Source organism: Pseudomonas sp. WS 5021 (genome assembly GCF_012985535.1).
Lineage (GTDB): Bacteria > Pseudomonadota > Gammaproteobacteria > Pseudomonadales > Pseudomonadaceae > Aquipseudomonas.
The window spans coordinates 16,085-36,354 of the sequence record NZ_JAAQWP010000014.1 but is presented as its reverse complement, the minus strand read 5'-3'; the positions used below and the strand labels follow the sequence as shown (position 1 = coordinate 36,354).

18 protein-coding genes and 2 pseudogenes are annotated in these 20,270 nt (G+C 62.0%); 14 read left to right on the top strand and 6 right to left on the bottom strand.

Annotation, left to right across the window (positions count from 1 at the left end; genetic code table 11):
- From msrA to HBO19_RS27605, 3 genes are all read left to right on the top strand, one after another.
- Positions 1-540: a peptide-methionine (S)-S-oxide reductase MsrA gene (gene msrA, locus HBO19_RS27615; protein ID WP_003464967.1), complete on the top strand. Its 540-nt coding sequence runs from the start codon at positions 1-3 to the stop codon at positions 538-540.
- 140 nt (positions 541-680) lie between these two features.
- Entirely contained in the window at positions 681-1,385 is a 705-nt protein-coding gene (locus HBO19_RS27610; RefSeq protein WP_003464969.1) for a glutathione S-transferase N-terminal domain-containing protein, read from the top strand.
- Positions 1,382-2,350 carry a magnesium and cobalt transport protein CorA gene (locus HBO19_RS27605; protein WP_003464971.1) on the top strand — a complete coding sequence of 323 codons (969 nt, stop codon included), beginning with the start codon at positions 1,382-1,384 and terminating at the stop codon, positions 2,348-2,350. Before HBO19_RS27610 ends, HBO19_RS27605 begins: the two co-directional genes overlap by 4 nt.
- 204 nt (positions 2,351-2,554) lie before the next feature.
- On the opposite strand, the gene HBO19_RS27600 is transcribed toward HBO19_RS27605, so the two are convergent.
- On the bottom strand, positions 2,555-2,722 hold the full coding sequence (locus HBO19_RS27600) for a hypothetical protein (protein WP_016487060.1): 168 nt from the start codon (positions 2,720-2,722) through the stop codon (positions 2,555-2,557).
- A gap of 75 nt (positions 2,723-2,797) precedes the next feature.
- Between HBO19_RS27600 and HBO19_RS27595 the strand changes: the two are divergent.
- Positions 2,798-3,706, top strand: a pseudogene (locus tag HBO19_RS27595) (zinc-binding alcohol dehydrogenase family protein); the annotation flags it as partial.
- A gap of 9 nt (positions 3,707-3,715) precedes the next feature.
- Here the strand turns inward: HBO19_RS27595 and HBO19_RS27590 are convergent.
- Positions 3,716-6,682, bottom strand: a complete 2,967-nt coding sequence (locus HBO19_RS27590) for a Tn3-like element ISPa38 family transposase (RefSeq protein ID WP_016487058.1) — start codon at positions 6,680-6,682, stop codon at positions 3,716-3,718.
- A gap of 158 nt (positions 6,683-6,840) precedes the next feature.
- On the opposite strand from HBO19_RS27590, the gene HBO19_RS27585 reads away from it, so the two are divergent.
- The 8 genes from HBO19_RS27585 to HBO19_RS27550 all read left to right on the top strand — a co-directional run bounded on the left by HBO19_RS27585 (position 6,841) and on the right by HBO19_RS27550 (position 10,852).
- Complete coding sequence (locus HBO19_RS27585; protein WP_001247892.1) at positions 6,841-7,131, top strand: nucleotidyltransferase; 291 nt, start codon at positions 6,841-6,843, stop codon at positions 7,129-7,131.
- A complete protein-coding gene (locus HBO19_RS27580; RefSeq protein WP_262377094.1) occupies positions 7,128-7,505 on the top strand; it encodes a DUF86 domain-containing protein in 378 nt (125 codons plus the stop codon). Before HBO19_RS27585 ends, HBO19_RS27580 begins: the two co-directional genes overlap by 4 nt.
- A 136-nt stretch (positions 7,506-7,641) precedes the next feature.
- Positions 7,642-8,202, top strand: a complete 561-nt coding sequence (locus HBO19_RS27575; protein ID WP_151122437.1) for a chlorite dismutase family protein — start codon at positions 7,642-7,644, stop codon at positions 8,200-8,202.
- 296 nt (positions 8,203-8,498) lie between these two features.
- Positions 8,499-8,855 (top strand): cupin domain-containing protein, encoded by a 357-nt coding sequence (locus HBO19_RS27570; protein ID WP_003465043.1) that lies wholly within the window; start codon positions 8,499-8,501, stop codon positions 8,853-8,855.
- 254 nt (positions 8,856-9,109) lie between these two features.
- Positions 9,110-9,436 carry a hypothetical protein gene (locus tag HBO19_RS27565; RefSeq protein ID WP_003100858.1) on the top strand — a complete coding sequence of 109 codons (327 nt, stop codon included), beginning with the start codon at positions 9,110-9,112 and terminating at the stop codon, positions 9,434-9,436.
- Entirely contained in the window at positions 9,433-9,933 is a 501-nt protein-coding gene (locus HBO19_RS27560) for a hypothetical protein (protein ID WP_003100856.1), read from the top strand. Before HBO19_RS27565 ends, HBO19_RS27560 begins: the two co-directional genes overlap by 4 nt.
- Positions 9,930-10,301, top strand: a complete 372-nt coding sequence (locus HBO19_RS27555; protein WP_003100853.1) for a hypothetical protein — start codon at positions 9,930-9,932, stop codon at positions 10,299-10,301. Before HBO19_RS27560 ends, HBO19_RS27555 begins: the two co-directional genes overlap by 4 nt.
- The gene (locus HBO19_RS27550) at positions 10,295-10,852 is read left to right on the top strand and encodes a recombinase family protein (RefSeq protein ID WP_004118524.1); all 558 of its coding nucleotides are present in this window, start codon (positions 10,295-10,297) and stop codon (positions 10,850-10,852) included. Before HBO19_RS27555 ends, HBO19_RS27550 begins: the two co-directional genes overlap by 7 nt.
- A gap of 32 nt (positions 10,853-10,884) precedes the next feature.
- Here HBO19_RS27550 and HBO19_RS27545 read toward each other — a convergent pair.
- The 3 genes and pseudogenes from HBO19_RS27545 to HBO19_RS27535 all read right to left on the bottom strand — a co-directional run.
- Positions 10,885-11,172, bottom strand: a pseudogene (locus HBO19_RS27545) (heparan-alpha-glucosaminide N-acetyltransferase domain-containing protein); the annotation flags it as partial.
- 190 nt (positions 11,173-11,362) lie between these two features.
- The gene (locus HBO19_RS27540) at positions 11,363-12,274 is read right to left on the bottom strand and encodes a hypothetical protein (protein ID WP_169990549.1); all 912 of its coding nucleotides are present in this window, start codon (positions 12,272-12,274) and stop codon (positions 11,363-11,365) included.
- Between the two features lie 230 nt (positions 12,275-12,504).
- Entirely contained in the window at positions 12,505-15,528 is a 3,024-nt protein-coding gene (locus tag HBO19_RS27535) for an FAD-binding and (Fe-S)-binding domain-containing protein (protein ID WP_169990548.1), read from the bottom strand.
- Positions 15,529-15,673: 145 nt separating this feature from the next.
- On the opposite strand from HBO19_RS27535, the gene HBO19_RS27530 reads away from it, so the two are divergent.
- A complete protein-coding gene (locus HBO19_RS27530; RefSeq protein WP_169990547.1) occupies positions 15,674-16,558 on the top strand; it encodes a LysR substrate-binding domain-containing protein in 885 nt (294 codons plus the stop codon).
- A gap of 33 nt (positions 16,559-16,591) precedes the next feature.
- Here HBO19_RS27530 and HBO19_RS27525 read toward each other — a convergent pair whose 3' ends face one another.
- Positions 16,592-18,814: a TonB-dependent siderophore receptor gene (locus tag HBO19_RS27525; RefSeq protein ID WP_169990546.1), complete on the bottom strand. Its 2,223-nt coding sequence runs from the start codon at positions 18,812-18,814 to the stop codon at positions 16,592-16,594.
- Positions 18,815-19,035: 221 nt separating this feature from the next.
- On the opposite strand from HBO19_RS27525, the gene HBO19_RS27520 reads away from it, so the two are divergent.
- Entirely contained in the window at positions 19,036-20,250 is a 1,215-nt protein-coding gene (locus HBO19_RS27520) for an MFS transporter (RefSeq protein ID WP_069900677.1), read from the top strand.
- Positions 20,251-20,270 lie beyond the last annotated feature (20 nt).

Below are 20,270 nucleotides of genomic sequence, written 5' to 3'. Positions count from 1 at the left end.
ATGCATCAGCGCGCTGTTCTCGCAGGAGGATGTTTCTGGGGCATGCAGGATCTGATCCGCAAGCGGCCCGGCATCATCTCGACCCGTGTGGGTTACACGGGCGGCGATATTCCGAACGCCACGTATCGTAATCACGGCACGCATGCCGAGGGGATCGAGATTGTCTTCGACCCGACAGTGACGAGCTACCGGAACATCCTGGAATTCTTCTTCCAGATCCACGATCCGACGACGCTGAACCGCCAGGGCAATGATCGTGGGCTCTCCTACCGGTCGGGCATCTATTATGTCGACGAGGAGCAGAAGCGCGTCGCCGAGGATACGATCGCCGATGTGGATGCCTCGGGGCTGTGGGATGGCAAAGTGGTGACCGAGGTCCAGCCGGTCGGCGAGTTCTGGGAGGCCGAGCCCGATCACCAGGATTATCTGGAGAAGCGCCCGGGCGGCTACACCTGCCACTTCGTCCGTCCCGGCTGGGTGCTTCCGAAGCGCCAAAAGGTTGACGACGTACAGCCAGCGGCCGGGACCGCGGCGGAATAGGCTTCACTGCCGTTGCCACTGCGCCGATCCGGTCCGCAATCTTCGTGACCGCGTCGTTCAGCGACGCGGTCATCGAACCCTACTTCAGAGTGACGGCTCGTTCCAGTCAGTCGCCATCGCAACACCAGGATCGCAGATTTATGCCAGACCTCTCGTCCTTTCCGATCACGCAGCGCTGGCCGGCATCTCATCCCGATCGCCTGCAACTCTACGCAGCCCCTACGCCCAATGGCGTCAAGGTCTCGATCATGCTTGAGGAGACTGGCCTGGCGTACGAGCCCCACCTGATCGACATCTCGAACAACGAGTCGAAGGATCCGGCGTTCGTGTCGCTGAACCCGAACGGACGCATACCGGCGATCATCGATCCGGCTGGCCCTGACGGTAGACCCATCGCCTTATGGGAATCCGGTGCGATCCTCCTCTATCTGGCCGACAAGACGGGTCAGTTCATCTCCACCGAACCAGGCCAGCGTTACGAGACCCTAGCGTGGGTGTTCTTTCAGATGTCGGCCATCGGGCCGATGTTCGGTCAGCTCGGCTTCTTCCTGCGATTTGGCGGCAAGGACTATGAGGACAAGCGGCCGCAACAGCGCTTTATCGACGAATCCACGCGTCTGCTGGGGATTCTGGATCGCCGGCTGGAAGGCCGCGACTGGATCGTCGACGACTATTCGATCGCGGACATCGCGACGCTCGGCTGGGTGAATGCGCTGGTGGAATTCTACGCTGCGGGTGACATCCTTGGCCTCAGCAGCTTTTCGAACGTCCGCGCATGGCTTGGACGCGGGCTGGCTCGACCGGCCGTCCAGCGTGGCCTCCACATTCCCGCGAGGCCAGCATGAGCATCATCGCCGCCTATTATTACAACGAAGGCAAGCGAGTTCGCGAAATCGCGCTCGATGAGCACGTCAAGTTGGGCGAGAGTCGCTCGGGCTTCTGCTGGATCGCGCTTAGCGAACCCACCCCCGAGGAACTACTCGCGATCCAAAGGACATATAATCTTCATCCGTTGGCGATCGACAACGCGATGCACCCGCTGTGCCCGCCCAAGCTCGAGGTCTACAACGATGAGTTGTACGTCGTCGCGCAGACCGCCGAGCTGGTCGGCGACCGGATCAGCTACGGCAAGATGGCGATCTTCACCGGTCACAATCACCTTATCACCGTGCGGCACGGCAATGCCGGAGCGCTGGGCAAACTTCGGGAGCAACTCGAGGCATCGCCGACGCAGTTCGGCAAGGGTGTCGACTATGTGCTGCACGCGATCTTGCATCGCGTGGTCGACCAGTATCTGCCCATCTTCGAAATGATCGAGGACGACGTCCTGGCGATGGAGCGACGGTCGCTGCACGATTTCCTCGGGCCAGAAGAGGTGGCGCGAATCTTCGAACTAAGGTCCGAACTCACGCGGTTCCAGCGCACGCTCGGGGCTATGGCCGAGCTGGTGCGAAAGCTCGTTCGCGGCCACTTTCCCTGCATCAGCGCCGAAATGACACCATATTTCCACGACGTCGCGGACCATGTCCACCGCGTGCAGTCCATGGTCGACGGCCTCCTGCTTGTCCTGTCCACGGTCTTTGAGGCCAGCAGCCTTCTTGAAGCGCAAAGGACGGGGGTGATCACCCGCCAGCTGGCGGCTTGGGCGGCAATACTGGCAGTCCCGACGGCGATCGCTGGAATATACGGCATGAACTTTAAGCACATGCCGGAGCTGGACACGGCCTACGGATACTTTGTCGTGCTCGGAGTGATAGCGATATCGTGCGTTTTCCTATTTGTGCGCTTCAAGAAGGCTAAGTGGCTGTGAATACTGCCCATCGTTTTCTTCGCCGTCATCTGACGGTTACAGCGGGCCTTATACGGAAGCTTGTCCAATCCAACTCAAGATGAAGGTGCGTCCATGACATAGCAGCTGACCGACGCTCTACAAGCAGTTCAGTCCTTCATCGCCAAGGGCTAAGACCGCGAATAGCGCGTCAAGGACAGCAATCTCGTCGATCTCGAGCCAGGATCAACCATCGGTCCGTGCGGCATCTGCGTCGACGCGGCGTTTCGCCTCGGAAGCGGTGATGATGGCGATAACGCCTCCACCCTCTACGCGATCACCGATCCGGCGACCGAGCATAAGGGCCTGTTGATCGACGTGTTCGATGAAATCTGCTACCGCGACCCAGTTCAAGAGTCGGGACCTCAATGTAGAAGAAGTTGACTAACGAGCATTCGCGTCATCCGATCAAGCAAGCTGGAGACATTTATGAAAGCCATTGGTTACAAGGTTCCGGGACCCATCGCCGCGGATGCCGCGCTGGTCGACATCAATCTGCCTCGGCCTGTCGCTGCAGGATACGATATCCTGGTTGAGGTGAAGGCCGTCTCGGTCAACCCGGTCGACTACAAGGTCCGCAACAGCACGCCGCCGGCAGATGGCGATTGGAAGGTGCTGGGATGGGATGCCGCCGGGATTGTGCGCGAGGTCGGCCCCGACGTCACGCAGTTCGAGTTAGGCGACGAGGTCTATTATGCCGGATCGATCACACGGCCCGGTACCAATGCGGAGTTCCATCTCGTCGACGCCCGGATTGTCGGTCACAAACCTGCGTCGCTCTCCTGGGCGGAAGCGGCGGCGCTGCCGCTGACGACGTTGACGGCCTGGGAGGCGATGTTCGACCGCCTGGACGTGGCGAAGCCCGTACCCGGTGCGGCGGAGGCGATCCTCATCATCGGTGGCGCGGGCGGGGTTGGGTCGATCGCCGTCCAGATCGCGCGACAGCGCACGGACCTCACCGTCATCGCCACAGCCTCTCGACCGGAAACCCAAGAGTGGGTAAGAGGGCTTGGAGCTCACCACGTCATCGACCATTCTCGTCCGCTCGCGCCACAGATCGCCGAACTCGGCATCGGTGCTCCCGCTTTCGTCTTTTCGACCACACATACCGAGCAACATGTCGCCGACATCGCCGAACTGATCGCCCCACAAGGACGGTTCGGACTGATCGACGATCCCAAGGCATTCGATATCATGGTTTTCAAGCGCAAGGCGGTGTCGATCCACCACGAGCTGATGTTCACGCGGTCGATCTACGGCACGCCCGACATGAATGAGCAGGGCGAGATTCTGGATGCGATGGCAGCGCTGGTTGGGGTCGTCTCAGAAAACGGAAAATAAAGCACGCTAAGCCGGTTGCAGCGGCCGTAGCGGCCTGAACTTGCCCGCGCCGATCTTGGCGCTGCTGCGCCAGAGGTAATCGCCGGTCAGGTTGATGTGCTCCCAGCCGAGCGGCGACAGGTACTGCAACAGGCCGTCATCGACGGCTTGACCGTGGCCACGCAAGGCGTTCGCGGCCCGCTCCAGATAGACCGTGTTCCATAGCACGATGGCCGCCGTCACCAGGTTGAGGCCGCTGGCCCGGTAGCGCTGCTGCTCGAAGCTGCGGTCGCGGATTTCCCCCAGGCGGTTGAAGAACACGGCGCGGGCCAGCGCGTTGCGCGCCTCGCCTTTGTTCAGCCCGGCATGCACGCGGCGGCGCAGCTCGACGCTTTGCAGCCAGTCCAGGATGAACAGTGTGCGCTCGATGCGTCCCAGCTCACGCAGGGCGACGGCCAGGCCGTTCTGGCGCGGGTAGCTGCCAAGCTTCCTGAGCATCAGCGAGGCCGTCGCCGTGCCCTGCTTGATCGAGGTGGCCATCCGCAGGATTTCATCCCAATGGGCGCGGACGTGCTTGATGTTGAGCGTGCCGCCGATCATCGGTTTCAACGCCTCGTAGGTGGCATCGCCCTTCGGGATGTAGAGCTTGGTGTCGCCCAGGTCACGAATGCGCGGGGCGAAGCGGAAGCCCAGCAGGTGCATCAACGCGAAGACGTGGTCCGTGAACCCTGCCGTGTCGGTGTAGTGCTCCTCGATCCGCAGGTCGGATTCGTGATACAGCAGGCCGTCGAGCACGTAGGTCGAGTCGCGCACGCCGACGTTCACGACCTTGGTGTGGAACGGCGCGTACTGGTCGGAGATATGGGTGTAGAACGTCCGCCCAGGGCTACTTCCATACTTCGGATTGATATGCCCGGTGCTCTCTGCCTTGCTGCCGGTTCGGAAGTTCTGGCCGTCCGACGATGACGTGGTGCCGTCGCCCCAATGCTCGGCGAAGGGATGTCGGAACTGCGCGTTGACCAGCTCGGCCAGTGCCGCCCCGTAGGTTTCGTCGCGGATGTGCCAGGCTTGCAGCCAGGCCAGCTTGGCGTAGGTCGTGCCGGGGCACGATTCCGCCATCTTGGTCAGGCCCAGGTTGATCGCGTCGGCGAGGATCGTGGTCAGCAACAGGTTTTTGTCCTTGGCCAGGTCGCCTGACTTCAGGTGGGCGAAGTGCCGGGTGAAGCCCGCCCATTCGTCTACCTCCAGCAGCAATTCGGTGATCTTGACGTGCGGTAGGATCATCGCCGTCTGGTCGATCAGGGCCTGTGCGGTATCGGGCACCGCCGCATCGAGCGGCGTGATCTTCAGGCCCGACTCCGTGATGATGGCGTCCGGCAGCTCGTTGGCCAGCGCCATGCGGTTGACGGTGGCGAGCTGCGTTTCCAGCAGCGTCAGCCGGTCATGCAGGTACTGGTCGCAATCGGTGGCCACGGCCAGCGGCAATTCGCTGGCCTGCTTGAGGCTGGCGAATTTCGCGGGCGGCACCAGGTAGTCCTCGAAGTCCTTGAACTGGCGCGAGCCTTGCACCCAGATGTCGCCGGAGCGCAGCGCGTTCTTCAGCTCCGACAGCGCGCACAGTTCGTAGTAGCGCCGGTCGATGCCGGTGTCGGTCATCACCAGCTTCTGCCAGCGCGGCTTGATGAACTCGGTCGGCGCGTCGGTGGGCACCTTGCGGGCGTTGTCGCTGTTCATGCTGCGCAGCACCTCGATGGCGTCGAGTACGTCCTTGGCGGCGGGCGCGGCCCGCAACTTGAGCACGTCGAGAAATTCCGGCGCGTAGCGGCGCAGCGTGGCGTAGCTCTCGCCGATGCGGTGCAGGAAATCGAAGTCCTCGGGTTGCGCGAGCCGCTGCGCTTCGGTGACGCTCTCGGCGAAAGCATCCCAGGACATGACGGCCTCGATGGCGGCGAACGGATCGCGGCCCGCTTGCTTGGCCTCGATCAGCGCCTGGCCGATGCGCCCGAACAGCCGCACCTTGGCATTGATCGCCTTGCCGGATGCCTGGAACTGCTGCTGATGCTTGTTCTTGGCGGCATTGAACAGCTTGCCCAGGATGCGGTCATGCAGGTCGATGATTTCGTCGGTGACGGTGGCCATGCCCTCGATGGCGAGCGCCACCAGGGTCGCGTAACGCCGCTGCGGCTCGAACTTCGCCAGGTCGGCGGGCGTCATCTGGCCGCCCTCGCGGGCGATCTTGAGCAGCCGGTTCTGGTGAACCAGCCGCTCGATGCCGGAGGGCAGGTCGAGCGCCTGCCACGCCTTGAGGCGTTCGATGTGTTCCAGCATGTGCCGCGAGTTCGGTTTGACCGGGGATTGCCGCAGCCAGGCCAGCCACGTCGTCTTGCCGTTGTCGCGGCGCTTGAGCAGATCGTCGAGGCGACGGCGATGCACGTCCGTCAGCGGCTCAGCCAAGGCGTCGTAGAGACGCCGGTTGGCGCGGGTAATCGCTTCGGCGCTCGCCCGCTCGACGGCGTTGAGGGCGGGCACAATGACCGACTGCCGCCGCAGGTGCTCGATCAAGGCTCTGGCCAGCACGATGCCCTTGTCGGTTTGCATGGCCAGCTCGGTCAGCAACTGGACAGCCTGCCGGTAGTGGCCAATCGTGAACGGCTGGAAGCCGAACACCGTTTGCAGCTCGACCAGGTGCTCGCGTCGGGTCTGCTCACGCTGCCCGTACTCGTCCCAGCTTTCGATGCCGACCTTGAGCTGGTTGGCGACCAGTCTCAGCAATGGCGGGAACGGTGGCTCATCAGCGCCAAGGATGACGCCGGGAAAGCGCAGGTAGCAGAGCTGCACCGCGAAGCCCAGCCGATTGGCCGGGCCGCGCCGCTGCCGGATGATGGAGAGGTCGCTTTCGCTGAACGTGTAGTGACGGATCAACTCATCCTTGGTGTCCGGCAACGCCAGCAGGCTTTCGCGCTCGGCGGCGGAGAGGATCGAACGGCGGGGCATGCGGTTTCCTTCTTCTTGAAAACGTAGGTTTGTGACAAGCCCGCCAAGGCAACCGGCGCGGCACGGGAATCAAGGCATTGCGATTCTCGAAAATAGTTCTTGAAATTCTATTCTTGATTGCATATCATCTCAACGAGTTTCGATAAGAAAGGATGCCCATGCGACCGTCTGTTGTGCTTGACATGAAGCGAAGCGCAGTGCGTGAAGCGGTAGGCCGCTTTCGCGCCGCGAACCCGCGCGTCTTCGGCTCGGTGCTGCATGGCACCGACCGGGATGGCAGCGACCTCGACCTGTTGGTCGATGCGCTGCCCGGTGCCACGTTGTTGGACTTGGGCGATTTGGAAGAAGAACTGAAATCGCTGCTCGGCGTTGACGTCGATCTGCTGACTCCCGGCGACCTGCCGCCGAAGTTCCGGGCCAAGGTGCTCGCGGAGGCGCAACCGATATGAGCGAGAACCGCCTGCCCGATTACCTCGACCACATTCAGCAGGCCGCAACCGATGCGCGCAGCTTCGTGGAAGGGATGGCCAAGGACGACTTCTTGGCCGACAAGCGCACCCAGCAGGCCGTCATCATGAGCCTGATCGTCATCGGCGAGGCGGCCACAAAGGTGATGGATGGCTACGTCGAGTTCACCCAGGCGCATGCCGACGTGCCGTGGCGCAGCATGCGCAATATGCGTAATCGCATGGCTCACGGCTATTTCGACATCAACCTCGATGTGGTGTACCGATACGGTACAATTAATTTTGGAAATGGCGACAAACGGCTATTTTCTGGCGGTCGTATCACAGACCAATTCGATGCTATATTTACAATTTAACTGGGGGGGGGTGCGCTGGTAAGCGTAATGCAATACTACGCTAAGCGAGGCGAGGCGATGATGCACAAGCATGGGATGGGCAGATAGGTTTTTTGAAGCTGTAAAAAAGTTAACACACTCACATGAAGGGGTTGAAATGGATACACGATTATTTGCATTCGTCGGCGGAGACAGCGGTCTTTGGCGGATCGTTGGAACCGAAACCATAGTTGGCAAGTCACTGCCTGAAGCCAAAAGGCTCAACGTAATATCTGCCTCAGAGTTGCAGCCCGAAACCAATGCACCCTGGGTACTTCGCGGAATAACAAGCAATGAACGGTATGTCATGCGCGAAGAGAAGAACGAAATTGTGGCGAAGCAGCAAGGGCTAGCGCGCCCAGAAGCAACTTGCGCTGCGTTGATACCGATCCGAAAAAACGCAGCTTGGTGGGAATTCACGCAAGACGAGCGCCGGAGCGTTTTCGAAAAGTCAAAGCACATTCAAATCGGGCTCAACTACTTGCCTGCAGTAGCGCGCAAGCTCCATCACTGCCGCGACCTCTCTGAAAATGAACCGTTCGATTTTCTCAATTGGTTCGAGTTCGCGCCAACCCATGAGGCTGAGTTCAACGCATTGCTTTCCGAACTGCGTGCAACAGAGGAATGGAAGTACGTTGACAGAGAAGTCGATATCCGTCTCGTGCGAGAGGCGGCGTAGGTCAATCCCCGTCTGACCGCTCAGGGGCGTTAGCGGGCAGCCGGCACTGCATCTATTGATTTTGGATAGCTTGGAACCAGGCATTTCACTTGCAATTAATTCGAGCACGCCGCCATGAAATGCGAGCCGCCGCCGTCGATTGCAAGCTCGTTTGCAAATAGCGTGAGCTTCAGCGCGCCGTCAGTTGCAGTTAATTCGAGCCGAAAGCGGCATCGAATGCGAGCACGCCCGTTTTCAAACGCGAGCCGTTACACATATCCAGCCTGTCTGGGGGCACTGTGAAAGAGGGATCTCCGATGACTGTTGAATCGAGAATATTTTCTGTAGCCGAGTATGTTCAGCCGTCCGAAGGCGAGCCTATTCGTTCCGTTGTGCTTGAAACCCGAGACTCAATTATCGTGGTTTGGCATGTCCATCCCGGGCAGGAAATTGCGGCTCACATTCATCCTCACGGCCAAGACACGTGGACTGTTTTGTCGGGAATGGCTGATTACTTTCAGGGCAATGGGATTGTTCGTGCCCTCAGGGAAGGTGAGATAGCCGTGGCAAGACCGGGCCAAGTGCACGGGGCGCGAAATACAGGTACCGAGCCATTTGTGTTCGTCTCGGTTGTGGCATCAGCCAATGCCGGTTTCGTATTGGCTGAGCGATAGAGCCCAATCTCTGGAGTTGGTCCAATGAGCGGTCGGGGAGATAGGTAACAGACATGCAGCGGACACGGCTGCTAAACCAGGTCGCAAACCTCCTTGCGTCGCAGCGTGCCGCAAGCGACGCGATCAATCGAATGGGGTCGGCATGAGACTGAACACCATCCAGTTCCCGACCGCGTAGCCGCCTGTCCTGCCGATCAGGTCTTGACCATCGACGCCTGGGATCAGTCCTGAATGTTCTTGGAGACCACTACGTTATGAGCCGCAGCCGCCGCAAAACACCCATCGTCGGGCACACGACCTGCGGCAGCGAGCGCGAGGACAAGAAGCTCTGGCATCAGCGCTGGCGCACCCGTGAGCGCACGGCGCTGACCAGCGCGTCGCCCGAAGCCCTGAGCGCCCATCTGCCCCTGCTGGAAAACCAGGCCAGCAGCGTCTGGTCGATGGGCAAGGATGGCCGCTCCTACTGGCCCGTCAAGCGCCAGGCCGCCACGGCGGATCGCATCGCCAATCACAAGGGACGCAACCCGCAAGAACGCGCCTCCCTGAAAAAGCGCCTGCTGCGCAAGTGGATGAGCAAATGAAGCTCTCCTTCCATCAGCACATTGCGCTGTTCTGGATGATCGGTGCTCCGGGCGTCTTCGCGCCCGTGATCGAGAACGCCAAGCGGCCCGATGCCGGCGCCGTCATGGCGTGGGGTGTCGCGATCGTGGCGGTGATGATCCTCTTCACCCCTTTGCTGCTGCGCTGTCCACCATTCCGGCGCTGGTATGGCCGGACGGATGCGCTGTCGGAGCGGCAGCGCCAGGCGCTTGCCGAGCGCGGCCTGCGCCGCTACTACCAGACCGCTTTCGATGACGGCTACGTGCCCCGCGTGATGCCCTACGTGTGGCGCATCATCTGGACGGTCGGCGGGTTGATGGCTGTGACCGCCGTACTGCCTACCAACACCGGACGGCCAGCCTTCGATGCCTTGGTGGTCTTCTCGACCTGGTATCCGATAGGCGTGATGCTGCTGGTTTTCGCGTCGAGGCCCCTTGGCCGGTTGATTCGCCAAAGAGCACAGGAGCGGCGGAAATGAGCACGTCAACCATCGAGGCGCTGGCCAGCGCCTGGGCAAGGATTGCCGAGGAAGCGGAATTCCCCGCTGACTACGAGGGGACTGCCACACCACAAGCGCATCGGGCTAGCGAAGCTATTCAGGAGCAGATTCGGGAGCGCATCGTCGCCACCAACGACATGCGGCTGTTCAGCCTGCTGCACCTGCTGGGTCAGGCGTCGCTGCGCATGGAGCAAGCGCTGTGGCCGGAGGATTACGAGCGGATGACGCGCGAGGTTGAGGAAGCCCTGCGGCAAGCCACCGACGCCAACGCCAGATCGTACACCCACGAAGAAGTGATGCAGGCGATGCAGGAACGCATCGACCGGGCGCGAGACAAGCCATGTTGATTGGCTATGCGCGCGTCTCGACGCAGGATCAGAACCTGGAGCTGCAACGCGAAGCCTTGAGCAAGGCCGGATGTAAAAAGGTCTTCGAGGACAAGGTGAGTGGCACGCGGGCAGACCGGCCTGGCTTGGCCAAGACGCTCGAAATGCTGCGCGAAGGCGATACTTTGGTCGTCTGGAAGCTCGACCGGCTGGGCCGGTCGGTCAAGCAACTGGTCGATCTGGTCGGCGAGCTGCACAAGCACGGTGTCCAGTTCAGGAGCCTCACCGACTCCATCGACACCGGCACACCATCCGGGCGGTTCTTCTTCCACGTCATGGCGAGCCTTGCCGAAATGGAGCGCGAGCTGACCGTCGAGCGCACCCGCGCCGGGCTGGAAGTCGCCAAGCAGCTCGGCCGCAAAGGCGGCCGCAAGCCGAAGATGACCGACAGCAAGATCGAGTCGGCCAAGAAGCTGCTGGCCAGCGGGGTGCCGCCCAAGGACGTGGCCAAGAACCTCGGCGTGTCCATTCCGACGCTGTACCGCTGGGTGCCAGCCTCCACGCACGCTTAGCGTGCTTTATTTTCCGTTTTCTGAGACGACCCCTTGAACAGAAAACGACTGACGTCGCCCTTGCCCGCATACTTTTCGCCGTACAGCCAAGCCGACAGACCAGTGAGCAGCACGAACACCGGGGCACACAGGTGCGCCAGGGTGCGACTGAAGAACAACGCGGGTTCAGTGGTGGCAACGTTCATGGGATCGCCGACCTGATGGTGCAGGAAGAAGGTTTCGCGCACGTGGTCGAGCAGCATGAACAGAATCACCAGGCCTCTGAGTGCATCGATGCTCAGAAGCCGGACGACGGTGGAACGCGGTGGTGCGAGGGTCATGGGGTATTCGCATTACAGGAACGGGGGCGAGCACCTTATATTGTTACCCTATAACATCTCAAGCATTTCCGAAGCCTTGTAAGAGCGAGCTTGCTCGCGATGGCACCGCCGACATCAACGCTGACTGCCCCACCGCTATCGCGAGCAAGCTCGCTCCTACAGGAGGCCGGGCCGCTCACAGAATGTGTGTTTAGCCCAAATCCCTGTGGGAGCGGTGGTAGGGTTCGATGAAGTGACAGCCCAGGACATCGTTCAGGCGCTGGCCGTCGCTCATGCGGCGGAACAGCCCGGGTGTTTGCCAGGGCGCATCACCGTCGACGTTCGGCGCGCCGAGCCCGGCCAGGACGTCGGCGATCAACACCGAGCGGGTTTCGAACGAGATGCGCGTCAGCCCGGTGCTGTTGCCAACGCCGGCGTGGGCGTGCGCGCCGGAAAAGGCGATCAGGCTGCCCGGCTCGATTTGCACCGCAATGCCCTCTTGCCCATCGATCGGTTCCAGCAAATGCGGGATGGCCTCATCGGCATCCACCGTGTTGCGCCCGTCCTGGTGGGAACGCTGGAGAATGGCGCGCATATCGAAATCGGCGCTGGAATTGCGCAGTGCGCGCTGCCAGAGGTTGGGGTAAATCGCAAACGTTCGCCCTGCCGTGATCGGATAGATCGGCGCCCACCAGTTAGTCTGCGCGTACAGGTTCGAACCCCAGGTGTCTCGGTGAAATGCAATGGTTGCCGTCACTCGTGCCCGTGAGGCACGCGCATCAGCTTCGCGGTGCGGCTGGAAGCGCAGGTGCAATCGGTCGCAGGCCAGTGCCTGCGCCTCAAGGCCCTGGCTTTCGATGACCGCTCGCCACAGCCCCTGAATCTCGCGAGAACCGGCAAAAGCGCCCTGGCATTTGGCGAACAGCACGGCCTGTTGTTCGTGGTTCAGATGGCGATGGATGTGGGTCGGCGGCCAGGGATGCAGCGCTTCTTCAAGCATCGCCCGGGTGTGCTCGACCAGGGCGAGCATGGCCGGCGCCTCGTTGATGCGCAGGATTTCGCCGGCGTAGAGACGATCATGAAATTGTCGAGCGGAGCCTGGAACAGCGAACGGGCTGTACATGGGCGGGGTTTCCCTTGGGAAGATCCCTCGACTTTAGAAGCGCGCAGGGCTTGGCGACAGTGGCAGGCGGGACAAAAAAGTGCGGATCAGTGGATCCGAAGCTACCGCGTCCCCTGTAGGAGCGAGCTTGCTCGCGATTGCGGTGGATCAGCCGACATCCATGTTGAATGTCACACCGCTATCGCGAGCAAGCTCGCTCCTACAGAGGGGGGGGGTGCAAGCAGGTCCGGTTAGCTGCGCCCACAATGCTCCAGCAACGCCTCCAGCGGATGGCGCAATTGCTTGTCTGCCTGGCGCTTGACCTGGCTGCGGCAGGAGTACCCGGTGGCCAGGGCCTCGCCAGGCTTGTCCAGCTTGCCGGCCCAGGACTGCTCGAAAATCGTTCGCGAAGTTTCCTGGTTGCGCGCTTCGTGGCCGTAGGTGCCGGACATGCCGCAGCACCCCGTCGCTTCCGTCACCAGTTTCAGCCCAAGCTTGGCGAACACTGCTTGCCACTGCCCAGTGCTGGCCGGGGCGTTGGTTTTCTCGGTGCAATGGGCCAGCAAACGGAAGGTCTGACTGACCGGACGAGGATTATCCGGCAGCGCATCCAGCAACCACTCCTGAGGCAGCAGCACGTTCGGGCAGCCTTCGAGCCCCGGCACTTTCTGATATTCCTGGCGATAGACCAGGGTCATCGCCGGGTCCAGGCCGACCAAAGGCACGCCGCAGTCAGCCAGCGCCTTCAGTTGAGTGGCATTGCGAATCGCCGCCTTGGCGAACGCGCCGAGAAAGCCCTGCACATGCAATGGCTTGCCGTTGGCACTGTAGGGCGCCAGGAACACCCGGTAACCCAGCTGATGCGCCAACTGGATGAAGTTGGCCAGCAATGGCGTTTCGAAGTAACGGGTGAAGGCGTCCTGTACCAGCACCACACTGCGGTCACGCTGCGCAGCAGTCAGTTCGCGCAGGGCCGGCACGCTGGCCACCGCGACCTTGCAACAGGTCAACGTGTTTTGCAGGTCGAAGCGATGCAGCAGCGGACTGTCGAGCATACCGACGTGGCGCTCAAGCAGACGACTGATCCATTTCGACCCCATCACCGCGTTATACAGGCCCGGTGCATAGGCCATGTAAGGGATGGTGAACTCCAGCGAGCCGATCAGGTAATCGCGCAACGGGCGTTGATAACGACCGTGGTACAGCTCAAGGAAACGCGAACGAAATTCCGGCACGTTGACCTTGATCGGACACTGTCCGGCACAGGATTTACAGGCCAGGCAACCCGCCATCGCGTCGTAGACTTCATGGGAGAAGTCCGCCTCGCCACGGGCGCGCGCCAGGTTATTGCGCAGCCGCGCAGGCAAGCCACTGAGCCACGACACCTTGCTGCGTGCCGCCGCCAGCACGTCGATATTGGCCGCCCCTTGCAGACGCAGCCACTCACGGATCAACGACGCCCTGCCCTTGGGTGAATGCTGGCGCTCGCGGGTCGCTTTCCACGACGGGCACATGGCGTCGTTAGGGTCGTAGTTGTAGCAGGCGCCGTTGCCGTTGCAGTGCACGGCGCTGCCGAAGCTCTGCCAGACGCGCTCGTCGATCTGCCGGTCGAGGTCGCCACGCAGGGTCACCTCGTTGACCTTGAGCAAACCCTGTTCGGCGTCCGGCGGCGTGCAGATCTTGCCGGGGTTGAGCTGGTTATGCGGATCGAACGCGCCCTTGAGCGATTGCAGCGCCGGGTACAGCTCGCCGAAAAACGCCGGGACGTATTCCGAACGCAGGCCCTTGCCGTGCTCGCCCCACAGCAGGCCGCCATAACGCTGGGTCAGCTCGGCCACGGCATCGGAGATCGGCTTGACCAGCGCCGCCTGGGCCGAGTCCTTCATGTCCAGCGCCGGGCGCACGTGCAGCACCCCGGCGTCGACGTGGCCGAACATGCCATAGGCCAGGCCATGGCTGTCGAGCAAGGCGCGAAACTCGGCGATGTAGTCGGCGAGCTTCTCCGGCGGCACGGCGGTGTCTTCCACGAACGGCTGCGGGCGCACTTCGCCCTCGACGTTACCCAGCAGCCCCACCGAACGCTTGCGCATGGTGTAGACGCGGGTCACCGCTTCGGCGCCTTCGGCCAGGGTGTGGCCCAGGCGCTCGATGGTCTTGTCGGCTTGCAGGTGTTCGACGAATGCCGCCACGTCGGCGTTGACCTGCGCCACGTCTTCGCCGCTGAACTCCACCAGGTTGATACCCAGGGTGGCGCGCTCGGGGTCGCTGGGGAAATACTCGGCGACGCTGTGCCAGACGATGTCCTTCATCGCCAGCAGCAGCACCTTGGAATCGACGGTTTCAATCGACAGCGGCTTGTGCGCCAGCAGTGCGTTGGCATCGCGCAGCGCGTCCATGAAGCTGCTGTAGCGCACGTTGACCAGCACCGAATACTTGGGGATCGGCAGCACGTTGAGCTTGGCTTCGACGATGTAGCCCAGCGAGCCTTCGGCGCCGCACAGCACGCTGTTGAGGTTGAACCGACCTTGTTCGTCACGCAGGTGCGCCAGGTCATAGCCGGTCAGGCAACGGTTGAGTTTGGGAAACACCGACTCGATCAGATCGGCCTGGGTTTCCTGGATGTGCCGTGCGGTGCGGTACACCTCGCCAATGCGTCCTTGCTGGGCGCACACCGCCTCCAGCTCCGCTTCGCCGAGCGGCTGGCTGTGCAGACGCTCGCCACCCAGCAGTACGCTGTCGAGTTCCAGCACGTGATCGCGAGTCTTGCCATAGGTGCAACTGCCCTGCCCGCTGGCGTCGGTGTTGATCATGCCGCCTACGGTGGCGCGGTTGGAGGTGGACAGTTCCGGGGCGAAGAACAGGCCGTGGGGCTTGAGCGCAGCATTGAGCTGGTCTTTGACCACGCCCGCCTGCACGCGCACCCAGCGCTCTTCGACGTTGATCTCGAGCACCGTGTTCATGTGGCGCGAGAGATCGACGACGATGCCGTCGGTCAGCGACTGACCGTTGGTCCCGGTACCGCCGCCCCGTGGCGTCAGTTTGATCTGCTGGAAACGAGGTTCGGCCATCAACGTCGCGATGCGCACGATGTCGTCGGCGTCCAGCGGAAACACCGCCGCTTGCGGCAGGCGCTGATAGATCGAGTTGTCGGTGGCCAGCACGGTACGGGTGGCATAGTCGGCGCTGAGCTGGCCGCGAAAGCCGCTGGCTTGCAGGGCCTGGAGGAATTCCGGGTAGTGCTGCGCGGGGGACGCGGTCGTCAGCTGGGCGATCATGGCGGTGGTCTCTTCACGGAAATTTCATGATACTTGTCGCCTGAGCATTAATAGATCAGCCTCAGGTCGTTATAGACGCCAATGATCCCGCAGGCTCGGTCACGCAACAAACGGATATTTCTGCCGCTATCGATGAGTTTTATGAATGAATTACCGCCATCTCACGCCGTCGATGTCGCTGCTGCTGGCGTTTGAAGCCGCCGCCCGCCATGAAAGCTACACCCGCGCCGCCATGGAACTGTCGCTGACCCAAAGCGCGGTGAGCCGACAGGTACAGGCGTTGGAGCAGCAATTGGGCCTGACCCTGTTCCGCCGCGAAGGGCGCCAGGTGCAATTGACCGATGTCGGCCGACTGTATCAACGGGAAATGAGCGAAGCGCTCGGGCGTATTCGCAGCGCGACCTTGCAGGCCATGGCCTATCAGTCCGGCAGCGGCACCCTGCGCCTGGCCACCCTGCCGACCTTCGGCTCGAAATGGTTGTTACCGCGCCTGCACGATTTCTACAAGAACCACCCCGGCATGCTGGTGCACATCCATTCGCGGATCGACACCATCGACTTCGAATCCAGCGGCATCGATGCCGCCATCGTCGTCGGCTCCAGCGACTTGCCCGGCCTGATCAGCCACCGGCTGCACACCGAAGAACTGCTGGTGGTGATCTCCCCCCAAGCCGCCGCAGCCCAGCAGGACTGGTCGGCTGAGCGCATCGGCGCGCAGACCCTGCTCAATGTCGCCACCAACGCCAACGTCTGGGGCGAGTGGTTCAGCCATCACCACCTGCCCCATCGCATGATGCGCCTGGGGCCGAGCTTCGAACTGACCTCGCACCTGATCCAGGCGGTCAGGGCCGGCATCGGCATCGGCCTGGTGCCGCGCATCCTCGTCACCGACGAACTGGCCAACGGCGAGCTGATCAGCCTCGACCTGCCCTTCGCCAGCCAGCGCAGCTATTACCTGGCCTACCCGCCACGCAACGAAATGCTGCCGTCGCTGGTGGCGTTTCGTTCGTGGTTGCTTGCGCAAATTTGAACGAACAAGCCTAAAGCCACCGCCTGACCCTCCTCAGAAATCCACCGTCGCCGACAACTGCAACGTACGCGGATACCCCTGGGAGAACGCCCCATACGAGGCCACGCCCGACCAGTATTCGCGGTCGAAGACGTTTTGCACGGTGGCGCGGAACGTCGTTGGCCGGCCTTCGATTTTGGTGGCGTAGCGCGCGCCGGCGTCGATGCGGGTCCAGGCATCCAGTTCCTGGGTGTTGGCCTGGTTGACGTATTGGCTGTCGGTGTAGATGGCGCCGCCGGTCAGGGTGAAGCCTTCCAGCCAAGGGGTGTCCCATTCGGCCCAGAGGTTGGCCTGGATGTCGGGTACGCCGACCGGTTTGTTGCCGCGGTTGGCCGCAGTGGCCGAGTCCGTCAGTTCGCCGTCGAGGAAGGTCACGCCGCCCATCAGGCGGGTGCCGGGTGCCACTTCGCCGAATACGCTGAGTTCGACGCCACGGTTGCGCTGTTCGGCCTGCACCGAAAACACATTGTTCGCACCCACTTCGCCGCTCGGTTTTTCGATCTGGAACAGGGCCAGGGTGGTCATGAACGTACCGTGCTCATACTTCACCCCCAATTCATGCTGCTTGGACTCATACGGAGCGAAGGTTTCACCGGCGTTGGCCGCCGTGCCGGGGGCGATGTCACCTTTGCTCAGGCCTTCGACATAGTTGTAGTACAGCGACACGTCTTCCCACGGTTTGACCACCACGCCCACCAGCGGCGTCGTGGCGCTGTCGTCATAGCGCGAACTGACTGAGCCGGCGGCGTTGTAGTTACGCGATTCGATGTCCTGGCGGCGCACACCAAGCGTCAACTGGATGCGGTCATCCAACATGCCCAGGGTATCGGTGAACGCCACGCCGGACAGTTCCGATTCGGAAACGCGCAGCACCTTCGGCGCAGCCAGGTACTGTTTGGGCACGTCAACCGGGTGGTAGAAGTTGGAACGGATGTCGGTACCGTTGGTGATGCCTCGGGACAGTTCATCCTGATAACGGGTGGCCATGAGCGTCGTGGTATGGGTCACCGGGCCGGTGGCGAAGAGTGCGCGAAGGCCCACATCGACGGTCGAGCGGTCGACGTTGAATTTGTAGTAACCGGGAATATTACTGGTGTCACCTGCATCGTTGAGAATGCGAGGCACCTGGTCGGACAAGCGTTTGACATCCGACTTGCCGCCACCGGCGTGGGCGAACACGGTCAGGTTGTCGTTCAGGTCGTATTCGCCGCCCAGCAAGGCCGACTGCTCCTTGGTGTCGGACCAGCCCCACTTCTGCGATACGTTGGTACGACCATTGGCGGCGGAAGGCACCTCGACCCCCGGTGCGATGGTGAATGGCCGTGATGCGCCATCGAATTTTTCGCTCTGGCTGATGAAGTCCAGGTTCAGGCGCAAGCGCTCACCCTGATAATCCAGGGCGATGGCGCCGATGTTCACCGCACGCTCCTGGTCATCCACAGCGGTATCGCCACCCTGCAAACTGCCGTTGAAGCGCACGCCAAACTGGTTCTCGTCGCCGAAGCGGCGGCTGACATCCAGATGACCGCCGACGTTGGAGTCCGACTCGTAGCTGGCGGTAAAGCGGGTCAGGTCTTCGGCCAGCGGGCGCTTGGGCACGATGTTGATCACGCCGCCCACCCCGCTGTTGGGTGAAATGCCGTACATCAAGGCACCCGGCCCCTTGAGCACTTCGACACGTTCGGTGTACTGGGTAAAGGCGCGATAGTTGGGCGCGACGCCATACACGCCGTCGTAGGCGAGTTCGCCCAGGTTGCCTTCGCCGATGGCAAAGCCACGGATGAAGAAGGAGTCGACGATGCCGCCGGTTTGCCCGGTGGAGCGCACCGAAGGATCCCGTTGCAGGGCGTCGGCCACGGTCACCGTTTGCAGGTCGGCCAGGGTCTTGGCCGTGTAGCTGGTCACGCTGAACGGCGTGTCCATCACATCCTTGTTGCCCATCATGCCCAGGCGCGCACCGCGCGCTACCTGGCCACCGGTGAACTCTGCGGGCAGCGCGGTGGGCCCGGCGTAGCGGGCGTTGATGTTGGTGGTGTCCAGGGTCAGGTTCGGTGCCTCGTTCGACGAACCGGTTGAAGGATTTTCCGGCTTGCCCGAAGGCCCGGCCGTGGCGGCCCAGGCGCTGGTGCTCCCGGCTATCAGGGCAACATTGAGCAAGGCCGCGCGGATGGCGAGCGTGAGGGCGCGCTCGGCGCAAGGTCGACTGGCAACAGGCATGGCGTGAGGTTCCTTGGAGGTAGGAAATGGGAATCACTCCTAATGCCAGCCAGCTCGAAAAAAAGTATCACCCGGCTTCGATTTTTCCTCACGGGCATCACGTGGTGGGTTTATCCGGTTGCGGCAATCGCCGGAGCCGGGTCAAATGCACGCCGTTTGGCCGGGTGATGCGAGGATGTTCTGCCGCTCCCCCGCTCCCGTTCGACTAGCGAGGTTGTCCCATGCCCAGCGCCGGTGTCATTCAGGGCTCGAGCGTCAGAGTCCTGATTTATCTTCTGTTCGCGATCCAGTTGGTCTCCATGGGCGCGATGGAAATGAGCGGGCCGTTCTGGCCGGTGCACCTGCGCGGCTTGACGGACTCGGCCTCGTTTTTCAGCTTCGCCAGCATCGCCGTGTACGTCGGGCCCATGCTGGGCATCATGCTGACCAGCGCATTCTGGGGTCGCATCGGTGATCGCTACGGTCACAAGCTGATGATGATCCGCGCCCTCGCCGGCTTGTCCCTGACGCAACTGGGCCTGGCCTTTGCCAGCGATATCTGGGTGATCCTGGTGCTGCGATTCCTGCAAGGCGCGTTTGCCGGCTACATCGCCCCCGCCCAGGCCTACGGCGTCAGCATCGAAGCACCAACCCGCCGCGCCAGGCTGTTCGCGATCCTGCAAATTTCGACCAACGTCGGGTCCTTGCTGGGGGCCGTCGTCGGCGGGCTGATCCTCGATTACGCGACGTTTTTCTGGATCAACCTCATCGCCTCGATCCTGTGCGCCGTCTGCACGGTGATCGCCGCCGTGACGCTACCGGATGTGCCGCCGGTGAAGAAAACCGCTGCCACCACCCGGCAATCCCACGACCCTGCCTGGCGCCGTTCTCCGGTGCTTTCGTTGTTGTGTGTCATGGGCATTCTGCTGTTGGCGCGGATGCTGCCACAGACGTCGTTTTCGCTGTACGTCAGCTCGACCTTCGAGGTCAGCAACTCGGTGGTCGGCCTGTGTTATGGCCTGCTGGCGCTGGGTTTCATCCTCTGTGCAACGACATGGTCGCGTTATTTCGAGCACCGCACCGCGCAAGACTCGCTGCTGCGCATCCGCTACGTGGTGATCGCCTGCATCGCCCTGACCGCGCTGATCGGCGTGACCCGCAACGCCAGCGTATTTGTCATGGCGTACTTCGTCTGGGGCGTATTGTTGGGCGCGACGACACCGGTACTGATGGCTCTGATCTCGAAAACCACTGACAGCTCACAACAGGGCTACGTGCTGGGGATTGCCCAGGGCATCTCGCAGTTCGCCTCGATTGCCGGCATCTGCGCCGGTGGCTTGCTCAGCCAGATCTACGGTTTGCAGTACACCTACCTGTTCGTCTGCGCGGCCTACCTGATCGCACTGCTGCCCATCGTGGCGTTGCGCGCCCTGCCCCTGCGGACATCGGGCCAATGATCGCACTTGCTTTCCCGGTA